The following is a 21,807-nucleotide window of genomic DNA, read 5'->3' as shown; positions in this document are numbered from 1 at the left end:
TTTTTCGCTAGAAGACAATCAGGCTACATAAGGAGGACATTCGACATGCCTTTAGTTTCTATGACAGAAATGTTGAATACAGCTAAAGAAAAAGGTTATGCAGTAGGACAATTCAACTTAAACAACCTTGAGTTTACTCAAGCGATTTTACAAGCAGCTGAAGAAGAAAAATCTCCAGTGATCCTTGGTGTTTCTGAAGGTGCGGGACGCTACATGGGCGGCTTCAAAACAGTCGTTGCTATGGTGAAAGCACTTATGGAAGATTACAACGTGACAGTTCCTGTTGCGATTCACTTAGACCATGGTTCAAGCTTTGAATCTTGTGCGAAAGCGATTCATGCAGGTTTCACATCTGTCATGATCGACGCTTCTCACCATCCATTTGAAGAAAACATCGCAACAACTTCTAAAGTTGTTGAGCTTGCTCATTTCCACGGAGTATCTGTAGAAGCTGAGCTTGGAACAGTCGGCGGACAAGAAGATGATGTTATCGCTGAAGGCGTAATCTACGCTGACCCTAAAGAGTGCCAAGAGCTTGTTGAGCGCACTGGCATCGACTGCCTTGCACCAGCATTAGGTTCTGTTCACGGCCCTTACAAAGGCGAACCAAACCTTGGTTTCAAGGAAATGGAAGATATCGGTAAAACAACTGGCCTTCCATTAGTTCTCCACGGCGGTACTGGAATTCCGACTGCTGACATCAAAAAATCAATTTCACTTGGTACAGCTAAAATCAACGTAAATACTGAAAACCAAATTTCTTCTGCAAAAGCTGTTCGCGATACTTTGGCAGCTAAGCCTAACGAATACGATCCTCGTAAATATCTTGGACCTGCTCGTGAAGCGATTAAAGAAACAGTTATCGGTAAAATGCGTGAATTTGGTTCTTCAAACCAAGCTTAATTCAATTGGAACGTTTATAACCGCCTGACAGCTTGACAGGCGGTTTTCCGTCTATCTTTAGAAAGCGCAATCATATTCGCAATTCAGAAAATTTCTTACTCAAGGAGGCTTTTTGAACATGTTATTTTTTATTGATACAGCCAATATTGATGAAATTAAAGAAGCGAATGAATTAGGAATTCTTGCTGGTGTAACGACGAACCCTAGTTTAGTAGCGAAAGAAGCTAATGTATCATTCCACGACCGTCTTCGCGAGATCACAGAAGTCGTAAAAGGCTCTGTAAGCGCAGAGGTTATTTCTTTAAAAGCTGAGGAAATGATCGAGGAAGGTAAAGAACTGGCGAAAATCGCTCCGAACATTACGGTGAAAATCCCGATGACGTCTGACGGCCTTAAAGCGGTAAGAGCGCTTACTGAATTAGGCATCAAAACAAACGTCACATTGATCTTCAATGCAAACCAGGCGCTTCTTGCCGCCAGAGCAGGGGCGACGTATGTATCACCTTTCCTTGGACGCTTAGATGACATCGGCCACAACGGACTTGACCTGATTTCAGACGTCAAAGCCATTTTTGACATTCACGGTCTTGACACGCAAATCATTGCGGCGTCAATCCGCCATCCGCAACACGTGACAGAAGCCGCTCTAAGAGGGGCCCATATCGGCACTATGCCGCTGAAAGTCATTCATTCACTCACTAAGCATCCGTTAACAGACAAAGGTATTGAACAATTCCTGGCAGACTGGAATAAATAATGCAAAGGGCGGCAAACAGTTTATGCCTGTTTGCCGCGGCCTTTGTTTTTCACCGTCCTGATACAGCGGACCTACAGACACTGACGCCGCTTTACAGAGAAGGAATCATTGGGCTGCAGAAGCTGATATCGGAATGAAGTGTTTGCGTACTGCTTTTGCCGGATGACGATATGTTTCTCGAGCCGGCGGGTCTCTGTGCAATTTTCGAAACCTGTGCCCCGCAAAAAGCTTCGCTATTTTCTTCCTGATATTTTACAATGTGTTGTATTCTTTCTCTTCGAATTGGCTAGATTTTGGACATGAGCTTTATTTGCAGAGACAGAATAAAATGACATTTTATTTAGCTCCGCAGCTATCTTCTTATGGAAGGAGACTATCATGGAAAAGTTGAATATTGCCGGCGGTGACTCGTTAAACGGTACAGTACATATCAGCGGCGCTAAAAACAGCGCTGTTGCTTTAATACCAGCAACCATTTTGGCAAATTCCGAGGTGACTATTGAAGGGCTTCCAGAGATTTCAGATATTGAAACGCTGCGTGACCTGTTAAAGGAAATCGGCGGAAACGTACATTTTGATAATGGGGAAATGGTCGTTGACCCGACGTCGATGATCAGTATGCCGCTTCCTAACGGAAAAGTAAAAAAGCTTCGCGCGTCCTATTATTTAATGGGAGCGATGCTAGGCCGCTTCAAGCAGGCCGTCATCGGATTGCCCGGCGGCTGCCATTTGGGGCCCCGGCCGATTGATCAGCATATTAAAGGCTTTGAAGCGCTCGGAGCTGAAGTGACCAACGAACAGGGCGCCATTTATTTGCGTGCTGAAAGGCTGAGAGGCGCACGTATCTATTTAGATGTCGTGAGCGTAGGGGCAACCATTAACATTATGCTTGCCGCTGTTTTGGCAGAAGGGAAAACGCTCATCGAAAACGCTGCGAAGGAGCCTGAGATCATTGATGTTGCGACACTGCTTACGAGCATGGGCGCCAAAATCAAAGGTGCGGGAACCAATGTGATCCGAATCGACGGCGTGGAGGAGCTGCACGGCTGCAAACATACGATTATTCCGGACAGAATTGAGGCCGGGACATTTATGATTGCGGCTGCTGCAATGGGCAAGGAAGTCATGATCGATAATGTGATTCCCACTCATCTAGAGTCGTTAACGGCAAAGCTGAGGGAAATGGGATACCATATCGAAACAAGCGATGACCAGCTTCTCATTGTCGGCGGGCAGAAGCACTTAAAGCCGGTTGATGTCAAAACCCTCGTATATCCGGGCTTCCCGACAGATTTGCAGCAGCCGATGACGGCGCTCCTGACAAGAGCGAAAGGGACAAGCGTCGTAACGGACACCATTTACTCGGCAAGATTCAAGCACATTGACGAGCTGAGACGGATGGGTGCGAATATGAAAGTAGAAGGCAGATCTGCCATCATCACAGGTCCTGTCGAGCTTCAAGGCGCAAAAGTGAAGGCGAGCGATCTGCGTGCCGGAGCCTGTCTGGTGGTAGCCGGCCTGATGGCTGACGGCGTGACGGAAATTACGGGTTTGGAGCATATTGACCGCGGATACAGCAGTCTTGAAAAGAAACTCGAAGGGCTTGGAGCGACAATCTGGCGTGAAAGAATGACTGACGAAGAAATAGAGCAGCTGCAAAATTCATAAATGGTTATTTGTGGAGAGGAGCTCGTGTTGAATGGAAAGAAGTTTATCAATGGAATTGGTACGTGTGACAGAAGCTGCTGCATTGGCATCTGCAAGATGGATGGGCCGGGGAAAAAAAGACGAGGCTGATGAAGCGGCAACAAGTGCAGTGAGAGACGTTTTTGATACCGTTCCGATGAAAGGAACCGTTGTGATCGGTGAAGGCGAAATGGACGAAGCACCGATGCTGTATATTGGGGAAAAGCTCGGAAACGGATACGGTCCGCGCGTGGATGTCGCAGTTGACCCTCTTGAAGGCACAAACATCGTGGCAAGCGGCGGCTGGAACGCGCTGACCGTTATTGCAGTCGCAGACCACGGCACGCTTCTGAACGCCCCTGACATGTATATGGATAAAATCGCAGTCGGCCCGGAAGCGGTGGGCTGCATTGACATTGAAGCCCCTGTCATTGATAACCTTAAAGCGGTGGCAAAAGCGAAAAACAAGGACGTTGAGGACGTCGTTGCCACCATTTTAAACCGTGATAGACACGCAAACATTATTTCTCAACTTCGTGAGGCGGGAGCCAGGATCAAATTGATCAATGATGGCGATGTCGCAGGCGCCATCAATACGGCTTTCGACCACACGGGCGTCGACATTCTGTTCGGATCAGGCGGAGCTCCTGAGGGGGTGCTTTCTGCTGTTGCGTTAAAAGCGCTGGGCGGAGAAATCATTGGTAGACTCCTTCCGCAAAATCAAGAAGAAATCAAGCGCTGCAACAACATGGGCCTTGATGTAAGCAAAGTCCTTCGCATGGAAGATCTTGTGAAAGGCGATGACGCGATTTTTGCAGCTACCGGGGTAACTGACGGTGAGCTGTTAAAAGGCGTTCAATTCAAAGGCTCTGTCGGCACAACTGAAAGCTTAGTGATTCGTGCGAAATCCGGAACTGTCCGCTTCGTTGACGGCAGACACAGCTTGAAAAAGAAACCAAATCTTGTAATCCGTCCATAACAAACAGAGAAAGCGGGGATGAGCCCGCTTTTCTTTTGCAAAAAAGAGTCAACTCTATCAATTCAGTGTCAAAACCTTATTTCAGTTGAATAATTTTCTGAAATAAGGTAAAAATAAAGAGTGCTGCGAATTTTACTGCGTAATTCCTTCTTTTAAGCACTAGGAATGTTTCAATTTCTACCGCATACAGACGATATAAGTATTGATCTTCTCATGTTTTTGTCCTCGCTTCCTTCAAAACTCATTAAGACAATCCTTTTAACAAAAGCGCCGATCATGGGTGGAAGTGTTACCGATAGAAGTTCCTTTATGTTGAAAAAAGAATGTGCTTTGGCGGATGTTGTGCAAAAGCAGCAGATGATATGTGCAGAGTAAGATATTGACTATGAAAAGCGTGGTGTTTTTATGAAAAATGTATCTATTTCCTCTTTGGAAAATATGAAATTGAAAGAGCTTTATGAACTTGCAAGACATTATAAAATCTCCTATTACAGCAAACTGACAAAAAAAGAACTCATTTTCGCCATTCTGAAAGCAAACGCAGAACAGGAAGACCTGCTGTTTATGGAAGGCGTTCTTGAGATCATCCAGTCTGAAGGTTTCGGCTTCCTAAGACCGATCAACTACTCTCCAAGCTCAGAAGACATTTACATCTCAGCTTCACAAATTCGCCGCTTCGATTTGCGAAACGGAGACAAAGTATCAGGCAAGGTTCGCCCGCCAAAAGAAAATGAGCGTTATTACGGACTTTTGCACGTTGAAGCGGTAAATGGAGATGATCCCGAATCAGCAAAAGAGCGTGTGCATTTCCCGGCGCTTACACCTCTTTATCCAGACCGTCAAATGGTGTTGGAGACAAAGCCAAACTTCTTGTCTACCAGAATTATGGACATGATGGCGCCGGTCGGATTTGGACAGCGCGGTTTGATTGTCGCGCCGCCAAAAGCCGGAAAAACGATGCTGCTGAAGGAAATTGCCAACAGCATTACAGCGAACCAGCCTGAAGCAGAGCTGATCGTGCTTTTGATCGACGAAAGACCGGAAGAAGTGACTGATATCGAACGCTCTGTGGCTGGGGATGTCGTCAGCTCAACGTTTGACGAAGTGCCGGAAAACCATATCAAAGTTGCCGAGCTTGTGCTTGAGCGCGCGATGCGTCTAGTGGAACACAAAAAAGACGTCATCATCCTGATGGACAGCATTACACGCCTTGCCCGCGCCTACAACTTAGTAATTCCGCCGAGCGGAAGAACGCTTTCCGGAGGGATTGACCCAGCGGCGTTCCATCGTCCGAAGCGTTTCTTCGGGGCTGCGAGAAATATCGAAGAGGGTGGCAGCTTAACCATCCTAGCTACAGCTCTGGTCGATACAGGATCACGTATGGACGATGTGATTTATGAAGAATTCAAGGGAACGGGCAACATGGAGCTTCACCTCGACCGCTCTCTGGCAGAGCGCCGCATCTTCCCGGCCATCGATATCCGCCGTTCAGGAACGCGCAAGGAAGAGCTGCTTGTGCCTAAAGAGCATCTTGATCGCTTATGGTCGATCCGCAAAACGATGTCTGATTCACCTGATTTTGCGGAAAAGTTCATGAGAAAAATGAAAAAAACCAAAACAAATCAGGAATTTTTCGATATCCTCAATCAAGAATGGAAACAGGCAAATCTATCATCGGCAAGACGGTAAATTGTATTTGCAAAAGAAGTAAATCACTGATATAATTTTCTCATATGCGTTTCGGACAACGCTCCGAAATAATAACTCTGTTTCCACACGGGATTCAGGGCGGAAGGAGATGGATACAATGAAAGCAGGAATTCATCCTAATTTCAAAAAAGCAACAGTGAAATGCGCTTGTGGAAATGAATTTGAAACAGGCTCAGTAAAAGAAGAGGTACGCGTTGAGATTTGCTCTGAGTGCCACCCATTCTATACTGGCCGTCAAAAATTCGCTTCTGCTGATGGTCGTGTTGATCGCTTTAACAAAAAATACGGTCTTAAGTAATAATAGATTTTTCAACAGGCAAGAAGCAGTCTTGCCTGTTTTTTATATTGTCTAAAACAGCTGGCAGAAAGAGGGGAACAGAGCCTATGTACATAATGAAACAAAGCGGTTGGCTTGAGCTGATTTGCGGCAGCATGTTCTCGGGGAAATCTGAAGAGCTGATCAGAAGAGTGAAGAGAGCGACTTATGCCAAGCAGGAAGTCAGGGTTTTTAAGCCTGTGATTGATAATCGATACAGCGAAGATGCTGTTGTCTCCCATAATGGAACATCCATGAAGAGCTATGCCATTTCTGCTGCTGCGGATATTTGGGAACACATTAGCGAAAGTACGGATGTGATTGCGGTTGATGAAGTTCAGTTTTTTGACGAGGGAATTGTAGAGGTTTTATCATCCCTTGCCGATAAAGGCTACCGTGTGATTGCAGCTGGTCTTGATATGGATTTTAGGGGAGAGCCGTTCGGCGTCGTCCCGGATATAATGGCGATCGCGGAAAGTGTGACGAAGCTGCAAGCCGTCTGTTCCGTCTGCGGATCGCCTGCGAGCAGAACGCAGCGCCTGATTGACGGCAAACCTGCTTCTTACGATGATCCGGTCATTTTGGTGGGGGCATCCGAATCCTATGAAGCAAGATGCAGACATCATCATGAAGTTCCAGGAAAACCTAAAAAATAGCCCGAAACATGGGTATAAAGCTAGAAAGCACCGGCTAAAAACACCGGTGTTTTTTTTATTTTCTGACAACACTTAATTAAAAAATTTAATTAAGTGTATTAAAAAATTAAGTAATTTTCTTCCCTTGAATTTTGATTTTGACAGGCATACAATAGCTTACGTAATGTAAATAGTTTTTAGACATTGTTCGAATAATTGTCATAAAGTCGTATAAAGATCATGATCGTATTTTTTAGATGGATTATTACTTAACCTGGTTAACTATTTCAAGAAAGAAGGAGATTTGCTTGAATAACATAAAAAAAACTAAGGAAGGTCATTTAGAAACCACTCTTAGAGGAAAAGAAGTTTTATCTATTCCTACATTGAATAAAGGTGTTGCTTTCTCATTAGAAGAAAGACAAGAACTTGGCTTAGAAGGACTTCTTCCGCCAACAGTACTTTCTCTAGATCAACAAGCAAAACGCGCATATGAGCAGTTTAAAGCTCAGCCAGACCGCCTTCGTCAAAATGTTTACTTAAATGATCTGGCAAACCGCAACGAAGTTCTTTTCTATAAATTGCTGAAAAACCATCTTCGCGAAATGCTTCCTGTTGTTTACACACCGACAGTTGGCGAAGCGATTCAGGAATACAGCCATGAATACAGAAGACCTCAAGGTATCTACTTGTCAATCGACAACATTGAGGGTATTGAAAAAGCGTTTGAAAACCTTCATGCGACAGCGGGCGACATTGATTTGATCGTTGCAACTGACTCTGAAAGCATCCTCGGAATCGGTGACTGGGGTGTAGGCGGTATTAACATCGCGATCGGTAAATTGGCTGTTTATACTGCAGCAGCTGGTATTGACCCAAGCCGTGTGATCCCGGTTGTGCTTGATGTCGGTACGAACAACGAAAAACTTTTAAATGATCCTTTATATATCGGTAACCATCATGAACGTATTTCAGATGAACGATATGAAGAATTTGTTGATGCGTATGTAAAAGCAGCGCTGAAATTCTTCCCTAAAGCGCTTCTTCACTGGGAAGACTTCGGTAATAAAAATGCGCGCAATATCATGAAGAAATACAACAACGACATTCTGACATTCAACGATGATATTCAAGGTACAGGCGCGATTACACTTGCCGGTGTGCTTGCTGCTATGAAGAAAACAGGCGCATCTATTAAAGATCAGCGTGTTGTTGTCTTCGGTGCGGGTTCAGCGGGTATCGGAATCGCTGACCAGATCCGTGACACAATGGTGCTTGCGGGATTATCTGAAGAAGAAGCGAACAACCGCTTCTACACAATTGATTACAGAGGCTTGCTGACTGAAGAAATCGAAGGCATCCTTGATTTCCAAAAACCTTACCTCCGCACTGCGGACGAAGTGAAAGATTGGAAACGCGATGAAAAAGGCCAAATTCCATTCGATGAAGTGGTTCGCCAAGCGAAACCAACAATCTTAATCGGTACTTCAGGCGTATCAGGCGCGTTTACAGAGGAAATTGTAAAAGAAATGGCTTCTCACACAGACCGTCCGGTAATCATGCCGATGTCAAACCCGACTCACCTTGCGGAAGCGACTCCTGAAGATCTATTCAAATGGACTGACGGAAAAGTGCTTGTAGCAACAGGAAGCCCGTTTGAAAATGTGGAATACAACGGTGTTTCTTATGAAATCGGACAATCTAACAACGCATTCGCGTTCCCTGGTCTTGGACTTGGGTCAATTGTAGCGGAAGCACGTGTGATTACGCCTGCTATGTTTGCTGCAACTGCTGATGCGATTGCTGAAATGGTTGATTTTGAAACGCCTGGAGCAGGATTGCTTCCAAGCATTGATAAGCTTCAAGAAGTTTCTATTCAAGTTGCGATTGCTGTTGCAGAAGCAGCTATTAAAGACGGCGTAGCAAATCGCCAGCCTGAAGATGTGAAACAAGCAGTTCTTGATGCGATGTGGACACCGGAATACAAAAAAGTCATCGCAAAATAATTAACTATAAATATATATCGTCCGAGGGAAAGCTTTTTCGGAAAGCTAAAGTATACGGACGTAGGATTTGGAGGAGAATATTTTGAGCATCTTAGATATCTTAATCCTCCTGGCACCGATCTTCTTTGTGATCGTGCTGGGATGGTTTGCAGGACATTTTGGAAGTTATGATGCCAAGTCGGCAAAAGGGGTAAGTACGTTAGTAACGAAATACGCACTTCCAGCTCACTTTATTGCTGGTATTTTGACTACTTCCAGAAGTGAATTTTTATCTCAAATTCCATTAATGGTTTCTTTAATCATTGGGATTGTTGGTTTCTATATCGTTATTTTACTGCTTTGCAGATTTGTGTTTAAATATGATTTAACGAACTCATCCATATTTTCTTTGAACTCAGCACAGCCGACATTCGCATTTATGGGTATTCCTGTACTGGGAAGCTTGTTCGGTGCGCAAGAGGTTGCGATTCCGATCGCGGTTACAGGTATCGTTGTTAATGCGATTCTTGATCCGCTTGCGATTATTGTTGCTACTGTCGGTGTGTCTTCTAAGAAAAACGAAGAGGGCGGCGACAGCTTCTGGAAGATGACAGGAAAATCAATCCTGCACGGTCTTTCTGAGCCGCTTGCAGCTGCTCCGCTAATCAGTATGATCTTAGTGCTTTGCGGTGTGACTTTGCCTGAGCTGGGTGTTAAAATGCTCGATCAGCTTGGAAGCACAACATCTGGTGTGGCTCTCTTTGCTGTCGGTGTTACTGTTGGTATCCGCAGTATCAAACTCAGCGTACCGGCATTTGGCATTGCGTTGCTCAAAGTCGCGGTTCAGCCTGCGTTAATGTTCTTGATTGCTCTTGCAGTCGGACTGCCAGCTGACCAAATGACAAAAGCGATCCTTCTTGTGGCATTCCCTGGTTCTGCCGTAGCAGCCATGATTGCAACTCGATTCGAGAAACAAGAGGAAGAAACGGCTTCTGCATTTGTCATCAGTGCGATTCTGTCCTTGATTTCACTACCGATTATTATTGCGCTTACAGCGTAAATCGAAAAAAGCTCCCTTTTTACGGGGAGCTTTTTATATTAGGTTTGAAATTTGAACAGTGACAGCAGCGGTTTTTTTCTTGATTTGGTTTTTTCGGCAGCGGCAGCGGTCTCGGGGATCGGCTGAGCGGTGAATTCTTGCATTTGTGAGGTCAATAATTGCAGGTCTGCAAGGATGTCATCCAACTCCCTGCGATGCTGAAGCAGTTGGTAAGATACACCCTCATCGGCTTTTTGCTTCAGCTGGCGTTCCATTTCCTCGATCCTTGACAGAAGTTCGTTTTCATCCTGCTTTTGCTGCAATAGGGTGTTGAGCTTCTGTTCGAGCAGCTCGATTCTTCGTTCTGTGTCGCCAGTTGTTTTTTGGACAATGAAGCCTGTCCGCTTTTTCGTGCTTTGCGGCACATGGATATCCTGAATCGCCGTGCCTTCAGAAATTTGTTTTTGAACAGATTTTAGAATCTTCACGTCTTCTGCCGTGAACGAATAATGTCCGAGCTCATTGCGTTCGGCCGGGAGCTTCAGCTGCTTCACCCACCGCTGCACCGTTTTTGCGGAGACGCCGAGTTCACTTGCTACCATATTTGTATTCATGATCCCATACCTCCTTTTTAGCTAGGTATTCGACCATCGCATGCGGTTCCCTTCTTGTTAGACAAAACAAGAAAAGATTCGGCAAAGAAAGTGGGTATCTCCTTTTTTTCTTCAAAAACCGTTATTGTTCATACAGTTCTAAAGGAAGCTGGTCAGGATCAAAAAAGAAGGTGAACCGCTTGCCGGTCAGCGGATCTGTTCTGATGGGCTCTGTTTCGATTCCTTTTTTGTGAAGCTTCTGAACCGCCTCCTCCAAGCTGCTGACTGTAAAAGCGAGGTGGCGCAGGCCTGCCGCTTCAGGCCGGGTTTGGCGTGCGGGCGGATCGGGAAACGAGAACAGCTCAATGGCATACGCCCCGTTAAGCGACAAATCAAGCTTAAAGGAGTTCCGTTCTTCTCGATACGTTTCTTGAATCACTTGAAAACCAAGCTTATGTACGTAGAAAGCTTTCGACTTTTCATAATCTGAACATATGATTGCAATATGATGTATGGATTTCAGCATGATCATCACTCCTCGATTCCCAGTATAGCAGAGGAGGCTTTTCCAAATGGGATTGAAATGCTTTTGACTGGGGTTCATCACTATACTATAATGAGAATGTTACGCACAGGAAAACAGAGGTGAAGACCGTGTTAGACCGTTTACAATCAATCGAAGAACGATACGAAAAATTAAATGAGCTTTTAAGCGATCCAGAAGTAGTCAATGATCCGAAAAAGCTAAGAGAATATTCAAAAGAGCAATCTGATATACAAGAAACAGTTGACGTCTATAGACAATACAGAGATGCGTCAGAACAGCTGACTGATGCAAAAGCGATGCTGGAAGAGAAGCTGGACGCTGAGATGCGCGAGATGGTGAAGGAAGAGATTTCTGAACTCCAGAAGGAAACGGATACACTGTCAGAGCGCCTAAAAGTGCTCCTGATCCCGAAAGATCCTAATGATGACAAAAACGTTATTATGGAGATCCGCGGAGCAGCGGGAGGCGAGGAAGCCGCTTTATTCGCGGGTAACCTGTACAGAATGTATTCCCGTTATGCCGAGCTTCAAGGCTGGAAAACAGAGGTCATGGAAGCGAGTGTAACCGGAACGGGCGGCTACAAAGAGATCATCTTTATGATTACGGGAAGCGGCGCGTATTCTAAACTCAAATATGAAAACGGCGCCCACCGCGTACAGCGTGTTCCGGAAACAGAATCAGGCGGCCGTATCCATACATCGACCGCGACCGTAGCGTGCCTTCCTGAGGCCGAAGAGGTAGAGGTGGACATTCATGAGAAGGATATCCGAGTTGATACGTTTGCTTCAAGCGGACCGGGCGGACAAAGCGTAAACACCACAATGTCTGCCGTTCGTCTGACACACTTGCCGACAGGTGTTGTTGTATCATGCCAAGATGAAAAATCTCAAATCAAAAACAAAGAAAAAGCAATGAAAGTTCTTCGTGCCAGAATCTACGATAAATTTCAGCAGGAAGCGCAAGCTGAATATGATCAAACGCGAAAATCAGCAGTCGGATCAGGTGACCGTTCTGAACGTATCCGCACATACAACTTCCCGCAAAACCGTGTGACGGATCACAGAATCGGCCTGACGATTCAAAAGCTTGATCAGATTCTCGAAGGAAAACTTGATGAAGTGGTTGAAACGCTGATCGTTGAAGATCAGGCAAGCAAGCTTCAGCAAGCGGAAGGTTAAGATGAAGACGATATTTGAAGCCCTGAAATGGGCTTCTTCTTATTTAACCGAAGCGGGAAGAGAAGAAAACGCTGCTGAGCTTCTTTTGCTTTATGATACCGGAATGGACAGAAGCAAGCTGCTCGCCAGCTTACAGGAACCGATTGGCGAAGATGAGCTGTATCGCTTTCGGCGTCACGTTGAGATGCATAAAGAGGGCGTGCCGGTTCAGTACATTATCGGAAAAGAGTTTTTTTACGGACGGGAGTTTATGGTGAATGATGATGTGCTGATCCCGCGGCCGGAAACAGAAGAGGTTGTCTATCATCTGCTGCAAAAGTATCGGCATGTCTTTTCGGAAGACGGCGGGCTTGATGTTGTTGACGTCGGTACAGGGAGCGGCGCGATAGCCGTCACGCTTGCGCTTGAAAACGAAAACTTTTCTGTGTCGGCGGTCGATATTTCAAAAGAGGCGCTTCAGGTCGCTTCTGCCAATGCGGAAAAGCTCGGAGCTGATGTGCGCTTTTACCAGGGCGATCTGCTTGAGCCTTTGATTACGGCAGGAAAAAAAGCGGATATGATCGTCTCGAATCCTCCTTATATTTCAGAAGAAGAAATGGCTGATCTATCAGAGATTGTCCGTTTTCATGAGCCGCTGCACGCTCTCACCGATGGCGGAGACGGGCTCAAATTTTATAAGCGGTTTATGGAAGACATCCCGCTTGTCATGAAGGATAAAGTGTTTGTCGTTTTTGAAATCGGATGGCAACAGGGGACGGCGGTCAAAGAGCTGTTTCTCAAGACGTTTAAGGATGCGGAAGTGGAAGTGCTGAAAGATATTAATGGAAAAGACAGAACCATATGCGCTGTGATTCATAAAAATAAGTAAGCAGCTTGCTGTCGAGTTGATGAATCGAGCTGTTTGATCACCGGCAAAGGGGATGTGAAAAATGAAAAAAGCCCTTGCAGCAGGAATCTTGCTCATTGCAATCGAGAGCATGGTGGGCACCATTTTTCCGCAGGTACTTTCATATGAATCCATATTTGGCATCGCGTCTCTTGTTTTGATTGGGCTTGCAATCATCACATCAGGCTTGGCTGTAAGCGGAAGCGATCAGCGGGCGAACTACCATTCAGAAACGAAAGAAGGCCGTACAGCCCGCATGAAAATGGCGGCTGCTTTCTTTGTTGCGGCGATACCTTCTATTCTATGTTATCTGCTGACGGTTTTGTTTTCATGAAAAAGGAAGCCCCCTAGGCTTCCTTTTTTTGCAGTAAAACAGAATCCCATATCCAATAAACAACAGCTGTTAATACAGCGAAGATGTAAAAGGCTGTATTTTGAAACAGAGATTGTCCTGAAGGCTGCAGCAGGCCGAAAATAATCGCGTTGGCCACAAAAGCCGCAGCAAAGTAATACAGCAAATACAAAGGGTTGAACCGCTTCGGCTTTTTATTCATCATGAATTGAAGAGGAAGCGCGAATATCAGATAGGGAAATAGAAAATAAAATGCCATCGTGATCAGAGCGGCAATGATAAATGAATGAATATAAATCACCGAATAAAGAACCGACATCGTAAATGCCGATAACAGCACTGTATAATTATATTTCATCTTAAACCTCCTAAAACACTATCGTACCATAAATAAGATTACCAGCTTGCTAGATTTTTTTCACCCTGCACGTTTACCCCGGGCTTCCCTTGTCCATAATAGGGCTAGAAACAAAGCACGGAGAGGAACGGTGGGGACCAATGAAAAAAACAGTTATCATTTGCATATATATCTTTCTTTTATTATCTGGAGCACTTGTAGGGCTGGCAAAAGAAGAGACGGCACAGCAATCAGAAAATCAGCCGGTGGTCATACCGGATGAGGCGATTCGTTTGAGAATATTGGCAAACAGCGATAGGGATCAAGACCAGCAATTAAAACGGCATATCAGAGACGCGGTCAATAAAGAAATCACAACCTGGGTAGAGGATATTGCTTCTATAGAAGAGGCGCGGCGTGTGATTCGCTCAAAGCTTCCTGAAATCAAAGCAATTGCAAAGGAAACAATGGAGAACGAAGGGGCGAACCAGTCCATATCTGTTGATTTTGACAAAATCTCTTTTCCGACAAAGCTTTACGGCAACATGGTATATCCCGCTGGTGAGTATGAAGCGATCCTGATTACGCTTGGAAACGGCGACGGCGCCAACTGGTGGTGTGTGCTGTTCCCGCCGCTCTGCTTTCTTGATTTTTCGAATGGGGAAGCTGTGAAAGAACAAGAAGATCAAGAAGCCTCGAAAAAACAGACTGAAAAAGTGCTTGAGGACGTAACCGCCAAAGCGGAAAAAGCCAAAATAGAAGAGAGAGAAGAGCAAGAAGAGAAGGGAGACGGCGGCACAGAAGTGAAATTCTTCTTAGTCGAATGGATTTCCGACCTTTTTTCCTAATCACCTGGTCTAAAAATAGATTTGCCTCATAGATTGGAAGAAAGAATGCAAAAACGGGGTGAACGGATGTTTTATCAACTGCGGGTGGCAAGGGAAAAAGACGGGGGCGTGCTCGAGGAATTTTTAAAACAGGCGAAAGCCAACCATGAAGGCGTGAAAGAAGGCTTCACCCAGTTTCTGATGCTTGAGGATAGCGAGAAGAACATTGCTGGCTGTCTCGGAATTGAAAAAATAAGCTGTGATCAAGGGCTGCTGCGATCACTTGTGATATCGGACAAGCTTCACCAAGGCCATATTGTGACCCTCTTTCAGAGCATGGAGCTTCTGTGCGAAAAGCACCAGATCAAAACAGTATATTTAATTGCGAATCAGCATTCCTCTGCTGATTTCCTTACGGCCATGGGGTTTGAACAAGCTGAGAGTGTACCTGAAGAGCTGTTTTCTTCTGGGCATTTCTGTGAGTCGCGAAAAACAGAAGGGGCCGTCTTGATGAAAAAAGCGTCTGGATAAGTGTGATTTATACACAGACTTATCCACTTCTTCATTAGCGTTGTCCACAATTTGTGGATAACGCTTGTTTTATTACAGGACATCTTTTATACTTTCAAAAGGATTACACGCGTAAAACAATCGTTTTATTGTTGTGAATAAGGAGTTTGGTCAGAAAATGAAAACGAAAAGATGGTTTGTGGATGTAACTGGCGAGTTATCCACAAATGATCCACAAATTGCACAAGCAGCCGCTTTGCTCCGGCAAAATGAGGTCGTTGCGTTCCCGACAGAAACGGTATACGGCCTTGGCGCAAATGCGAAAGACACAGATGCTGTCAAAAAAATATATGAAGCGAAAGGGCGTCCGAGTGATAATCCCCTGATTGTCCACATTGCGGACATGACCCAGCTTGACGACTTAACGGGACCGGCGCCAGATAAGGCGAAAACATTAATGAACCGGTTTTGGCCAGGGGCACTTACTCTCATCCTGCCCTGCAAACCTGATGCGCTCTCACCTCGTGTAACGGCAGGGCTTGAAACGGTTGCCATTAGGATGCCGGATCATCCGCTTGCTCTTGCGTTGATTCGCGCGTCGGAATTGCCGATTGCGGCACCGAGCGCCAATCTATCAGGAAAGCCAAGCCCGACAAAGGCGGAACATGTGGCTCACGACTTAGATGGCCGCATAGCTGGCATCATGGACGGAGGTTCTACCGGGATTGGGGTCGAATCGACCGTCCTTTCATGTGCGGGCGACATTCCTGTGCTTCTTCGTCCGGGGGGCATTACGAAAGAGCAAATTGAAGCGGAGATCGGACCGATCCTTGTGGATAAAGGGCTCAGTGATCAAAATCAAAAGCCGATATCTCCAGGGATGAAATATACACATTATGCCCCGACTGCACCGCTTGCCATTTGCGAAGGCAGCCCAGAGCGCATTCAGCATCTCATTCAGGAGCACCAACAGGGCGGCAGACGGGTCGGTGTCCTGACAACAGAAGAAAACGCTGACGTGTATTCGGCAGATTACGTGAAGAGCTGCGGCAGACGGGCGCAGCTTGAGACTGTTGCGGCGGCGCTGTATGATGCTTTACGCAGCTTTGATGAGGCAAAGGTGGATTTTATTATAGCGGAATCCTTTCCGGACACGGGTGTCGGGCACGCTATTATGAACAGGCTGATGAAAGCCGCGGGCGGAAGAGTGATTCGCTGAAGAAGTCAGATGTTCTAACCCTTTTTGGACACGCATAGGCTAAAAAAGCGGGGCGTGTCCAAGGGGGTTATTCATGTATGTCGGATATGTTTATAGGCGAACTGGTTACATTAAGCATCATGGCGTTTGCGTTAGGGATGGATGCTTTTTCTGTCGGCCTCGGAATGGGCATGGTCAAACTCAGAAAAAAGCAGATATTCTATATTGGTTTGATCATCGGCCTCTTTCATGTCATCATGCCTCTCGGAGGGATGGCGGCTGGTAACATGCTGTCAGGGCTCCTCGGCGTGTTGGCGGTTTATATCGGGGGTTCGCTGCTTTTTGTTCTTGGTGTTCAGATGCTGATGGCTTCATTTAAACAGTCGGAAGAACGATTCATGTCTCCGGCAGGGCCGGGCTTATTGCTGTTTGCCGTCGGCGTCAGCCTTGACAGCTTCTCCGTCGGCTTGAGCTTGGGGATATACGGCTCACATCCGCTTCTCACCATTACCCTGTTCGGGCTGTTTAGCATGATATTGACATGGCTGGGCCTGCTGATCGGAAAACAAGTACAGTCATGGCTTGGCGCATACAGCGAAGCGCTTGGGGGCATCATCTTAATCGCATTCGGCCTAAAGCTGCTTCTGCCAATTTAATATATCAATAAAAGAAACGAAGTCGCCGTTTCTTTTTTCTTCATATATAATAGAGAAAATAAGGGGTGACTGACATGAACATTATTTTTGTCTGTACTGGAAATACGTGCCGCAGCCCCATGGCTGAGGCGCTTTTTAAGTCAATTGCAGAAACGGAAGGGCTGAATGTCAGTGTCCGCTCGGCTGGCGTGTTTGCTTCGCCTAATGGAAGAGCGACGCCTCATGCAGTCGAAGCGTTGTTTGAAAAACACATTGCCCTTAACCATGTGTCTTCTCCATTAACTGAAGAACATATGGAATCGGCTGATTTGGTTCTGGCTATGACCCAGCAGCACAAACAGATCATTGCCAATCAATTCGGACGTTATCGTGATAAAGTGTTCACGCTAAAAGAATATGTCAAAGACAGCCATGAGGATGTCATCGATCCGTTCGGCGGCTCAATTGATATCTATAAACAAACGAGAGATGAGCTTGAAGAGCTTCTTCGTCAGCTGGCAAAACAGCTGAAAAAAGACGGCAGGTAGATGGCAGAAAATCTGCAAACAGGTCATTTGCAAATCCTGCGTGAAGGAGTAGAATATAGTGAAAAGCACATCATATGGTGTGAATCTTAAGAGCGGACAGGCTGCGCGGTCAACATAGCGGGCGGGCCGCATCACACACGCTGGGAGGAAAAGCTGATGAAAGTAGCCATTGCATCGGATCATGGCGGTGTTCACATTCGAAATGAAATCAAAGAGTTAATGGACGAATTGCAAATTGAATATATGGATATGGGCTGTGACTGCGGCAGCGGATCTGTCGATTATCCGGATTATGCTTTTCCGGTGGCCGAAAAAGTGGTTAGCGGCGAAGTTGACAGAGGCATTTTAATTTGCGGGACAGGGATCGGCATGAGCATTTCCGCTAATAAGGTCAAAGGCATTCGTTGCGCGCTGGCGCACGATACATTCAGCGCAAAAGCGACGAGAGAGCATAATGACACAAACATCCTCGCGATGGGTGAACGGGTGATCGGCCCCGGTTTGGCGCGGGAAGTGGCGAAAATCTGGCTGACTACTGAATTTACCGGCGGAAGACATCAAACCCGGATTGGAAAAATCTCGGACTATGAAGAGAAGAACCTATAGGGGTGCTGTTCAATGAATGAGATCAAGCTAAAATGGAGTACGATGCTGTCTGAGTTTCAGGAACAAGCGGGATTGAAACAGGATCAGCTCTTTGTCCTTGGATGCAGCACGAGCGAAGTGGCCGGCAGCCGGATCGGCACATCGGGAAGCGAAGACATCGCGGAAAGCATCTACAGCGGACTTGCCGAGCTCAAGAGAAAAACAGGCATCCATCTCGCATTTCAGTGCTGCGAGCATTTGAACAGAGCGCTTGTAGTAGAGGAGGAAACGGCTCAGCTGTTCAGGCTGCCGGCCGTTTCGGCCGTACCTGTTTCAAAAGCGGGCGGGGCGATGGGTGCTTATGCATTTAAGCAGATGAGGTCTCCTGTTCTTGTTGAAAACATACAGGCTGACGCCGGAATAGACGTAGGCGATACGTTTATCGGCATGCATCTGAAGCCGGTAGCTGTCCCTGTGCGTGTTTCTCAAAACAGTCTGGGTGAAGCCCATGTGACATTAGCGCGTACGCGGCCGAAGCTGATTGGCGGAGTACGGGCGGTTTATGAGTGCGAATGAAAGGACTGCGAGGCCAGTCTTTTCTTTATTTTGAGGCGGAAAAATAAATTCCGAACTTTAATTTAAATTTAAGTTATTAATATTCGTTTTTACCAACAAAATTTTTGATTTTTTGAAAATAATCTTTTACATCGGCCTAAAAAACCATGTACAATAGTGATGGTAAAAACAAAGAACAGGATACGGATAGGAGAGGATCTCGCTGATGAAACATTTACCTGCGCAAGACGCACAAGTGTTTAACGCCATTAAAAATGAGCGTGAACGCCAACAGACTAAGATCGAATTGATTGCTTCTGAGAACTTTGTAAGTGAAGCGGTTATGGAAGCACAAGGATCTGTTTTGACAAACAAGTACGCTGAAGGATATCCGGGCAAACGCTACTATGGCGGATGTGAGCACGTTGATGTCGTTGAAGATATCGCTCGTGACCGCGCGAAGGAGATCTTTGGAGCGGAGTATGTAAACGTTCAGCCGCATTCAGGCGCACAAGCAAACATGGCAGTATACTTCACGATTTTGGAGCAAGGCGATACTGTACTTGGGATGAACCTCTCCCACGGCGGCCATTTAACACACGGAAGTCCAGTCAACTTCAGCGGTGTTCAATATAACTTTGTTGAGTACGGCGTAGATAAAGAAACTCAATATATTGATTACGATGACGTGCGTGAAAAAGCCCTCGCTCATAAACCGAAGCTTATCGTGGCAGGAGCAAGTGCGTATCCTCGTACAATCGACTTTAAGAAATTCCGTGAAATTGCCGATGAAGTCGGCGCTTACTTCATGGTGGATATGGCGCATATCGCGGGACTTGTTGCGGCGGGCCTTCATCCAAACCCGGTTCCTTACGCTGATTTCGTGACAACAACAACACATAAAACACTTCGCGGACCTCGCGGAGGTATGATTCTTTGCCGCGAAGAGTTTGGCAAGAAAATTGATAAATCGATCTTCCCTGGCATTCAAGGCGGCCCGCTGATGCACGTAATTGCTGCAAAAGCTGTTTCATTTGGCGAAGTATTGCAAGACGATTTCAAAACATATGCACAAAACGTCATCTCAAATGCAAAACGCTTGGCTGAAGCGTTAACGAAAGAGGGCGTCCAGCTTGTCTCAGGCGGAACAGACAACCATCTTATCCTTGTTGACCTTCGTTCTCTCGGACTGACAGGTAAGGTTGCGGAGCATGTGCTTGATGAAATTGGTATTACGTCTAACAAAAACGCGATTCCATATGATCCGGAAAAACCTTTCGTAACAAGCGGCATCCGTCTTGGTACAGCTGCTGTGACAAGCCGCGGTTTTGACGGAGACGCATTGGACGAAGTTGGGGCCATCATTGCGCTTGCATTGAAAAACCACGAAGATGAAGGGAAACTTAAAGAAGCAAGCCAGCGTGTAGCTGCTCTGACAGATAAATTCCCTCTATATAATGAATTAGATTACTAAGATCCTAAAAACCCGCTCAGGCTTATCCCCGGCGGGTTTTTTGACGATGTTCTTGAAACTCCATGTCTTTTTTTGTAGAATCAATAGAAGTGTGTAATTGTTGATGGGACAATAAAAAAGGAGCTGAAACACAGTATGGGTAAGGTTTATGTATTTGATCATCCTTTAATTCAGCACAAGCTGACATATATACGGAATGAAGAGACAGGTACGAAGGATTTTAGAGAGCTTGTAGACGAAGTGGCAACGCTTATGGCGTTTGAAATTACCCGTGATCTCCCTCTGGAAGAAGTGGATATCAACACACCGGTTCAGGCTGCGAAGTCGAAAGTCATCTCTGGGAAAAAACTCGGAGTGGTTCCTATCCTCAGAGCCGGATTGGGAATGGTTGACGGCATCTTAAAGCTTATTCCAGCGGCAAAAGTGGGGCATGTCGGCCTCTACCGTGATCCTGAAACCTTAAAACCAGTGGAATACTATGTCAAGCTTCCTTCTGACGTGGAAGAGCGTGAATTCATCGTGGTTGACCCGATGCTGGCCACAGGCGGCTCCGCGGTTGAAGCCATTCACAGCCTCAAAAAACGCGGCGCGAAAAACATTCGTTTCATGTGTCTGGTAGCAGCGCCGGAGGGTGTGGAAGAATTGCAGAAGCATCATTCGGACGTGGATATTTACATTGCGGCTCTTGATGATAAATTAAATGAAAAAGGTTATATCGTTCCAGGTCTCGGAGATGCGGGAGACCGTATGTTTGGAACAAAATAAAAAAGAAAACCCCGAAAAAGGGTTTTCTTTTTTTATCCAGTTATTTGCTGTTCGGCCAATCTGTATACAATTATAGGTGAAAATGTGAACATTCTGTGGATGCTTACAGTATAAAAAGTTTTTTAACTTTAAACAGATTGACACTTGTTAGGGGCTATTGTATGCTAAACGAGGGTATTATGAGAAGGTTTTCATAGCTTTCATTATAGTCCCCATCCTCAATGTAAATCCTCTCAGAAAACCCGTATTATGAGGATTTATTAAGCGAATGAAACAGCATCCTTGCAAGGCTTGCGGATGAATGATTTTTTCGAACAGGCCCGTTTTGCCGGTCAAAAAAGGTCTTCTACTAGGGTTAACCGCTGATTTTGCCGTATCTAAGAAATACATTATTTTTCATCAGGAGACAGATAGTTGATGGACGATCCCAAGCTTACATTTAGGAGACAACGAAAATATCTATTATGCATTTTGGCAGTGTATGTACTGGGTTATGGTTTAACAGCGTATAAAACCGTTTTTTTAGGCCTTATTCTGGGAACTGTTTTCAGTTTGTTTAATTTTTTACTGCTCATCAGAAGAATGAACGCTTTTGACAGAGCTGTTGAGAAAGGAAAGTCCATACGATCTTTGGGGAGCGCAGCGCGGTGGTGCAATGCGATTCTTGCAGCAGCTGTCGCCTACAAAAACCCTGAGCATGTTCATATGGCAAGCACAATAATTGGATTAATGACAATATACCCTGTCATTATGATAGATTCTATTATCCAGCTTAAACGTTCATCAATGGAAGAGAGGTGAAAACCC

General features: G+C 45.7%; 26 protein-coding genes. 23 read left to right on the top strand and 3 right to left on the bottom strand.

Going from position 1 to position 21,807, the window contains the following annotated elements; translation table 11 throughout:
* Positions 1–45: 45 nt before the first annotated feature.
* From M1D98_RS17945 to M1D98_RS17900, 10 genes are all read left to right on the top strand, one after another.
* Positions 46–903, top strand: a complete 858-nt coding sequence (locus tag M1D98_RS17945; protein ID WP_010328944.1) for a class II fructose-bisphosphate aldolase — start codon at positions 46–48, stop codon at positions 901–903.
* A 118-nt stretch (positions 904–1,021) separates the two neighbouring features.
* Entirely contained in the window at positions 1,022–1,660 is a 639-nt protein-coding gene (gene fsa / locus M1D98_RS17940; protein ID WP_010328943.1) for a fructose-6-phosphate aldolase, read from the top strand.
* A gap of 378 nt (positions 1,661–2,038) precedes the next feature.
* Complete coding sequence (locus tag M1D98_RS17935) at positions 2,039–3,328, top strand: UDP-N-acetylglucosamine 1-carboxyvinyltransferase (protein ID WP_010328941.1); 1,290 nt, start codon at positions 2,039–2,041, stop codon at positions 3,326–3,328.
* 31 nt (positions 3,329–3,359) lie between these two features.
* Complete coding sequence (gene glpX, locus M1D98_RS17930; protein ID WP_456279803.1) at positions 3,360–4,325, top strand: class II fructose-bisphosphatase; 966 nt, start codon at positions 3,360–3,362, stop codon at positions 4,323–4,325.
* Between the two features lie 213 nt (positions 4,326–4,538).
* On the top strand, positions 4,539–4,700 hold the full coding sequence (locus M1D98_RS17925; RefSeq protein WP_052245600.1) for a hypothetical protein: 162 nt from the start codon (positions 4,539–4,541) through the stop codon (positions 4,698–4,700).
* A 30-nt stretch (positions 4,701–4,730) separates the two neighbouring features.
* Complete coding sequence (gene rho, locus M1D98_RS17920; protein ID WP_010328939.1) at positions 4,731–6,014, top strand: transcription termination factor Rho; 1,284 nt, start codon at positions 4,731–4,733, stop codon at positions 6,012–6,014.
* 118 nt (positions 6,015–6,132) lie between these two features.
* The gene (gene rpmE / locus M1D98_RS17915) at positions 6,133–6,333 is read left to right on the top strand and encodes a 50S ribosomal protein L31 (RefSeq protein ID WP_003151132.1); all 201 of its coding nucleotides are present in this window, start codon (positions 6,133–6,135) and stop codon (positions 6,331–6,333) included.
* Positions 6,334–6,419: 86 nt separating this feature from the next.
* On the top strand, positions 6,420–7,007 hold the full coding sequence (locus M1D98_RS17910) for a thymidine kinase (protein ID WP_010328938.1): 588 nt from the start codon (positions 6,420–6,422) through the stop codon (positions 7,005–7,007).
* Between the two features lie 287 nt (positions 7,008–7,294).
* The gene (gene malS / locus M1D98_RS17905; RefSeq protein ID WP_205600457.1) at positions 7,295–8,992 is read left to right on the top strand and encodes an oxaloacetate-decarboxylating malate dehydrogenase; all 1,698 of its coding nucleotides are present in this window, start codon (positions 7,295–7,297) and stop codon (positions 8,990–8,992) included.
* Positions 8,993–9,074: 82 nt separating this feature from the next.
* The gene (locus tag M1D98_RS17900) at positions 9,075–10,031 is read left to right on the top strand and encodes an AEC family transporter (RefSeq protein ID WP_010328937.1); all 957 of its coding nucleotides are present in this window, start codon (positions 9,075–9,077) and stop codon (positions 10,029–10,031) included.
* A 38-nt stretch (positions 10,032–10,069) separates the two neighbouring features.
* On the opposite strand, the gene racA is transcribed toward M1D98_RS17900, so the two are convergent.
* Together racA and gloA2 are read right to left on the bottom strand one after the other, a co-directional pair.
* On the bottom strand, positions 10,070–10,624 hold the full coding sequence (gene racA, locus M1D98_RS17895; RefSeq protein WP_435576317.1) for a chromosome-anchoring protein RacA: 555 nt from the start codon (positions 10,622–10,624) through the stop codon (positions 10,070–10,072).
* Between the two features lie 121 nt (positions 10,625–10,745).
* A complete protein-coding gene (gene gloA2 / locus M1D98_RS17890) occupies positions 10,746–11,132 on the bottom strand; it encodes an SMU1112c/YaeR family gloxylase I-like metalloprotein (protein ID WP_121643787.1) in 387 nt (128 codons plus the stop codon).
* Between the two features lie 125 nt (positions 11,133–11,257).
* Between gloA2 and prfA the strand changes: the two genes are divergently transcribed.
* From prfA to M1D98_RS17875, 3 genes are all read left to right on the top strand, one after another.
* Positions 11,258–12,328, top strand: coding sequence for a peptide chain release factor 1 (gene prfA, locus M1D98_RS17885; RefSeq protein ID WP_010328934.1), 1,071 nt, complete (start codon positions 11,258–11,260; stop codon positions 12,326–12,328).
* A 1-nt stretch (position 12,329) separates the two neighbouring features.
* A complete protein-coding gene (prmC, locus tag M1D98_RS17880; protein ID WP_456279802.1) occupies positions 12,330–13,196 on the top strand; it encodes a peptide chain release factor N(5)-glutamine methyltransferase in 867 nt (288 codons plus the stop codon).
* Between the two features lie 61 nt (positions 13,197–13,257).
* Complete coding sequence (locus M1D98_RS17875) at positions 13,258–13,548, top strand: DUF5316 family protein (RefSeq protein WP_039075197.1); 291 nt, start codon at positions 13,258–13,260, stop codon at positions 13,546–13,548.
* Positions 13,549–13,561: 13 nt separating this feature from the next.
* Here the strand turns inward: M1D98_RS17875 and M1D98_RS17870 are convergent, their stop codons facing one another.
* Positions 13,562–13,924, bottom strand: coding sequence for a UPF0715 family protein (locus tag M1D98_RS17870; RefSeq protein ID WP_010328932.1), 363 nt, complete (start codon positions 13,922–13,924; stop codon positions 13,562–13,564).
* Positions 13,925–14,064: 140 nt separating this feature from the next.
* Between M1D98_RS17870 and spoIIR the strand changes: the two genes are divergently transcribed.
* The 10 genes from spoIIR (at position 14,065) to atpI (ending at position 21,801) form a co-directional block, all read left to right on the top strand.
* Positions 14,065–14,751, top strand: coding sequence for a stage II sporulation protein R (gene spoIIR, locus M1D98_RS17865; protein WP_268559624.1), 687 nt, complete (start codon positions 14,065–14,067; stop codon positions 14,749–14,751).
* 66 nt (positions 14,752–14,817) lie between these two features.
* The gene (locus tag M1D98_RS17860; protein ID WP_121643785.1) at positions 14,818–15,261 is read left to right on the top strand and encodes a GNAT family N-acetyltransferase; all 444 of its coding nucleotides are present in this window, start codon (positions 14,818–14,820) and stop codon (positions 15,259–15,261) included.
* 157 nt (positions 15,262–15,418) lie between these two features.
* Entirely contained in the window at positions 15,419–16,459 is a 1,041-nt protein-coding gene (locus M1D98_RS17855; protein ID WP_456279801.1) for an L-threonylcarbamoyladenylate synthase, read from the top strand.
* Between the two features lie 77 nt (positions 16,460–16,536).
* Positions 16,537–17,094 carry a manganese efflux pump MntP gene (locus tag M1D98_RS17850; protein ID WP_010328928.1) on the top strand — a complete coding sequence of 186 codons (558 nt, stop codon included), beginning with the start codon at positions 16,537–16,539 and terminating at the stop codon, positions 17,092–17,094.
* A gap of 74 nt (positions 17,095–17,168) precedes the next feature.
* The gene (locus M1D98_RS17845; RefSeq protein WP_010328927.1) at positions 17,169–17,621 is read left to right on the top strand and encodes a low molecular weight protein arginine phosphatase; all 453 of its coding nucleotides are present in this window, start codon (positions 17,169–17,171) and stop codon (positions 17,619–17,621) included.
* A gap of 156 nt (positions 17,622–17,777) precedes the next feature.
* Positions 17,778–18,227, top strand: coding sequence for a ribose 5-phosphate isomerase B (gene rpiB, locus M1D98_RS17840; RefSeq protein ID WP_039075203.1), 450 nt, complete (start codon positions 17,778–17,780; stop codon positions 18,225–18,227).
* Positions 18,228–18,239: 12 nt separating this feature from the next.
* Positions 18,240–18,782 (top strand): TIGR01440 family protein, encoded by a 543-nt coding sequence (locus tag M1D98_RS17835; protein WP_121643482.1) that lies wholly within the window; start codon positions 18,240–18,242, stop codon positions 18,780–18,782.
* Positions 18,783–18,987: 205 nt separating this feature from the next.
* Positions 18,988–20,235: a serine hydroxymethyltransferase gene (gene glyA, locus M1D98_RS17830; RefSeq protein WP_010328924.1), complete on the top strand. Its 1,248-nt coding sequence runs from the start codon at positions 18,988–18,990 to the stop codon at positions 20,233–20,235.
* A 135-nt stretch (positions 20,236–20,370) separates the two neighbouring features.
* Positions 20,371–21,000, top strand: coding sequence for a uracil phosphoribosyltransferase (upp, locus tag M1D98_RS17825; protein WP_010328923.1), 630 nt, complete (start codon positions 20,371–20,373; stop codon positions 20,998–21,000).
* A 417-nt stretch (positions 21,001–21,417) separates the two neighbouring features.
* On the top strand, positions 21,418–21,801 hold the full coding sequence (gene atpI, locus M1D98_RS17820; protein ID WP_268538490.1) for an ATP synthase subunit I: 384 nt from the start codon (positions 21,418–21,420) through the stop codon (positions 21,799–21,801).
* The last annotated feature ends 6 nt before the right edge of the window (positions 21,802–21,807 follow it).

The organism is Bacillus sp. K7 (assembly GCF_053903245.1).
This window is presented reverse-complemented; position numbering and strand designations above follow the sequence as displayed.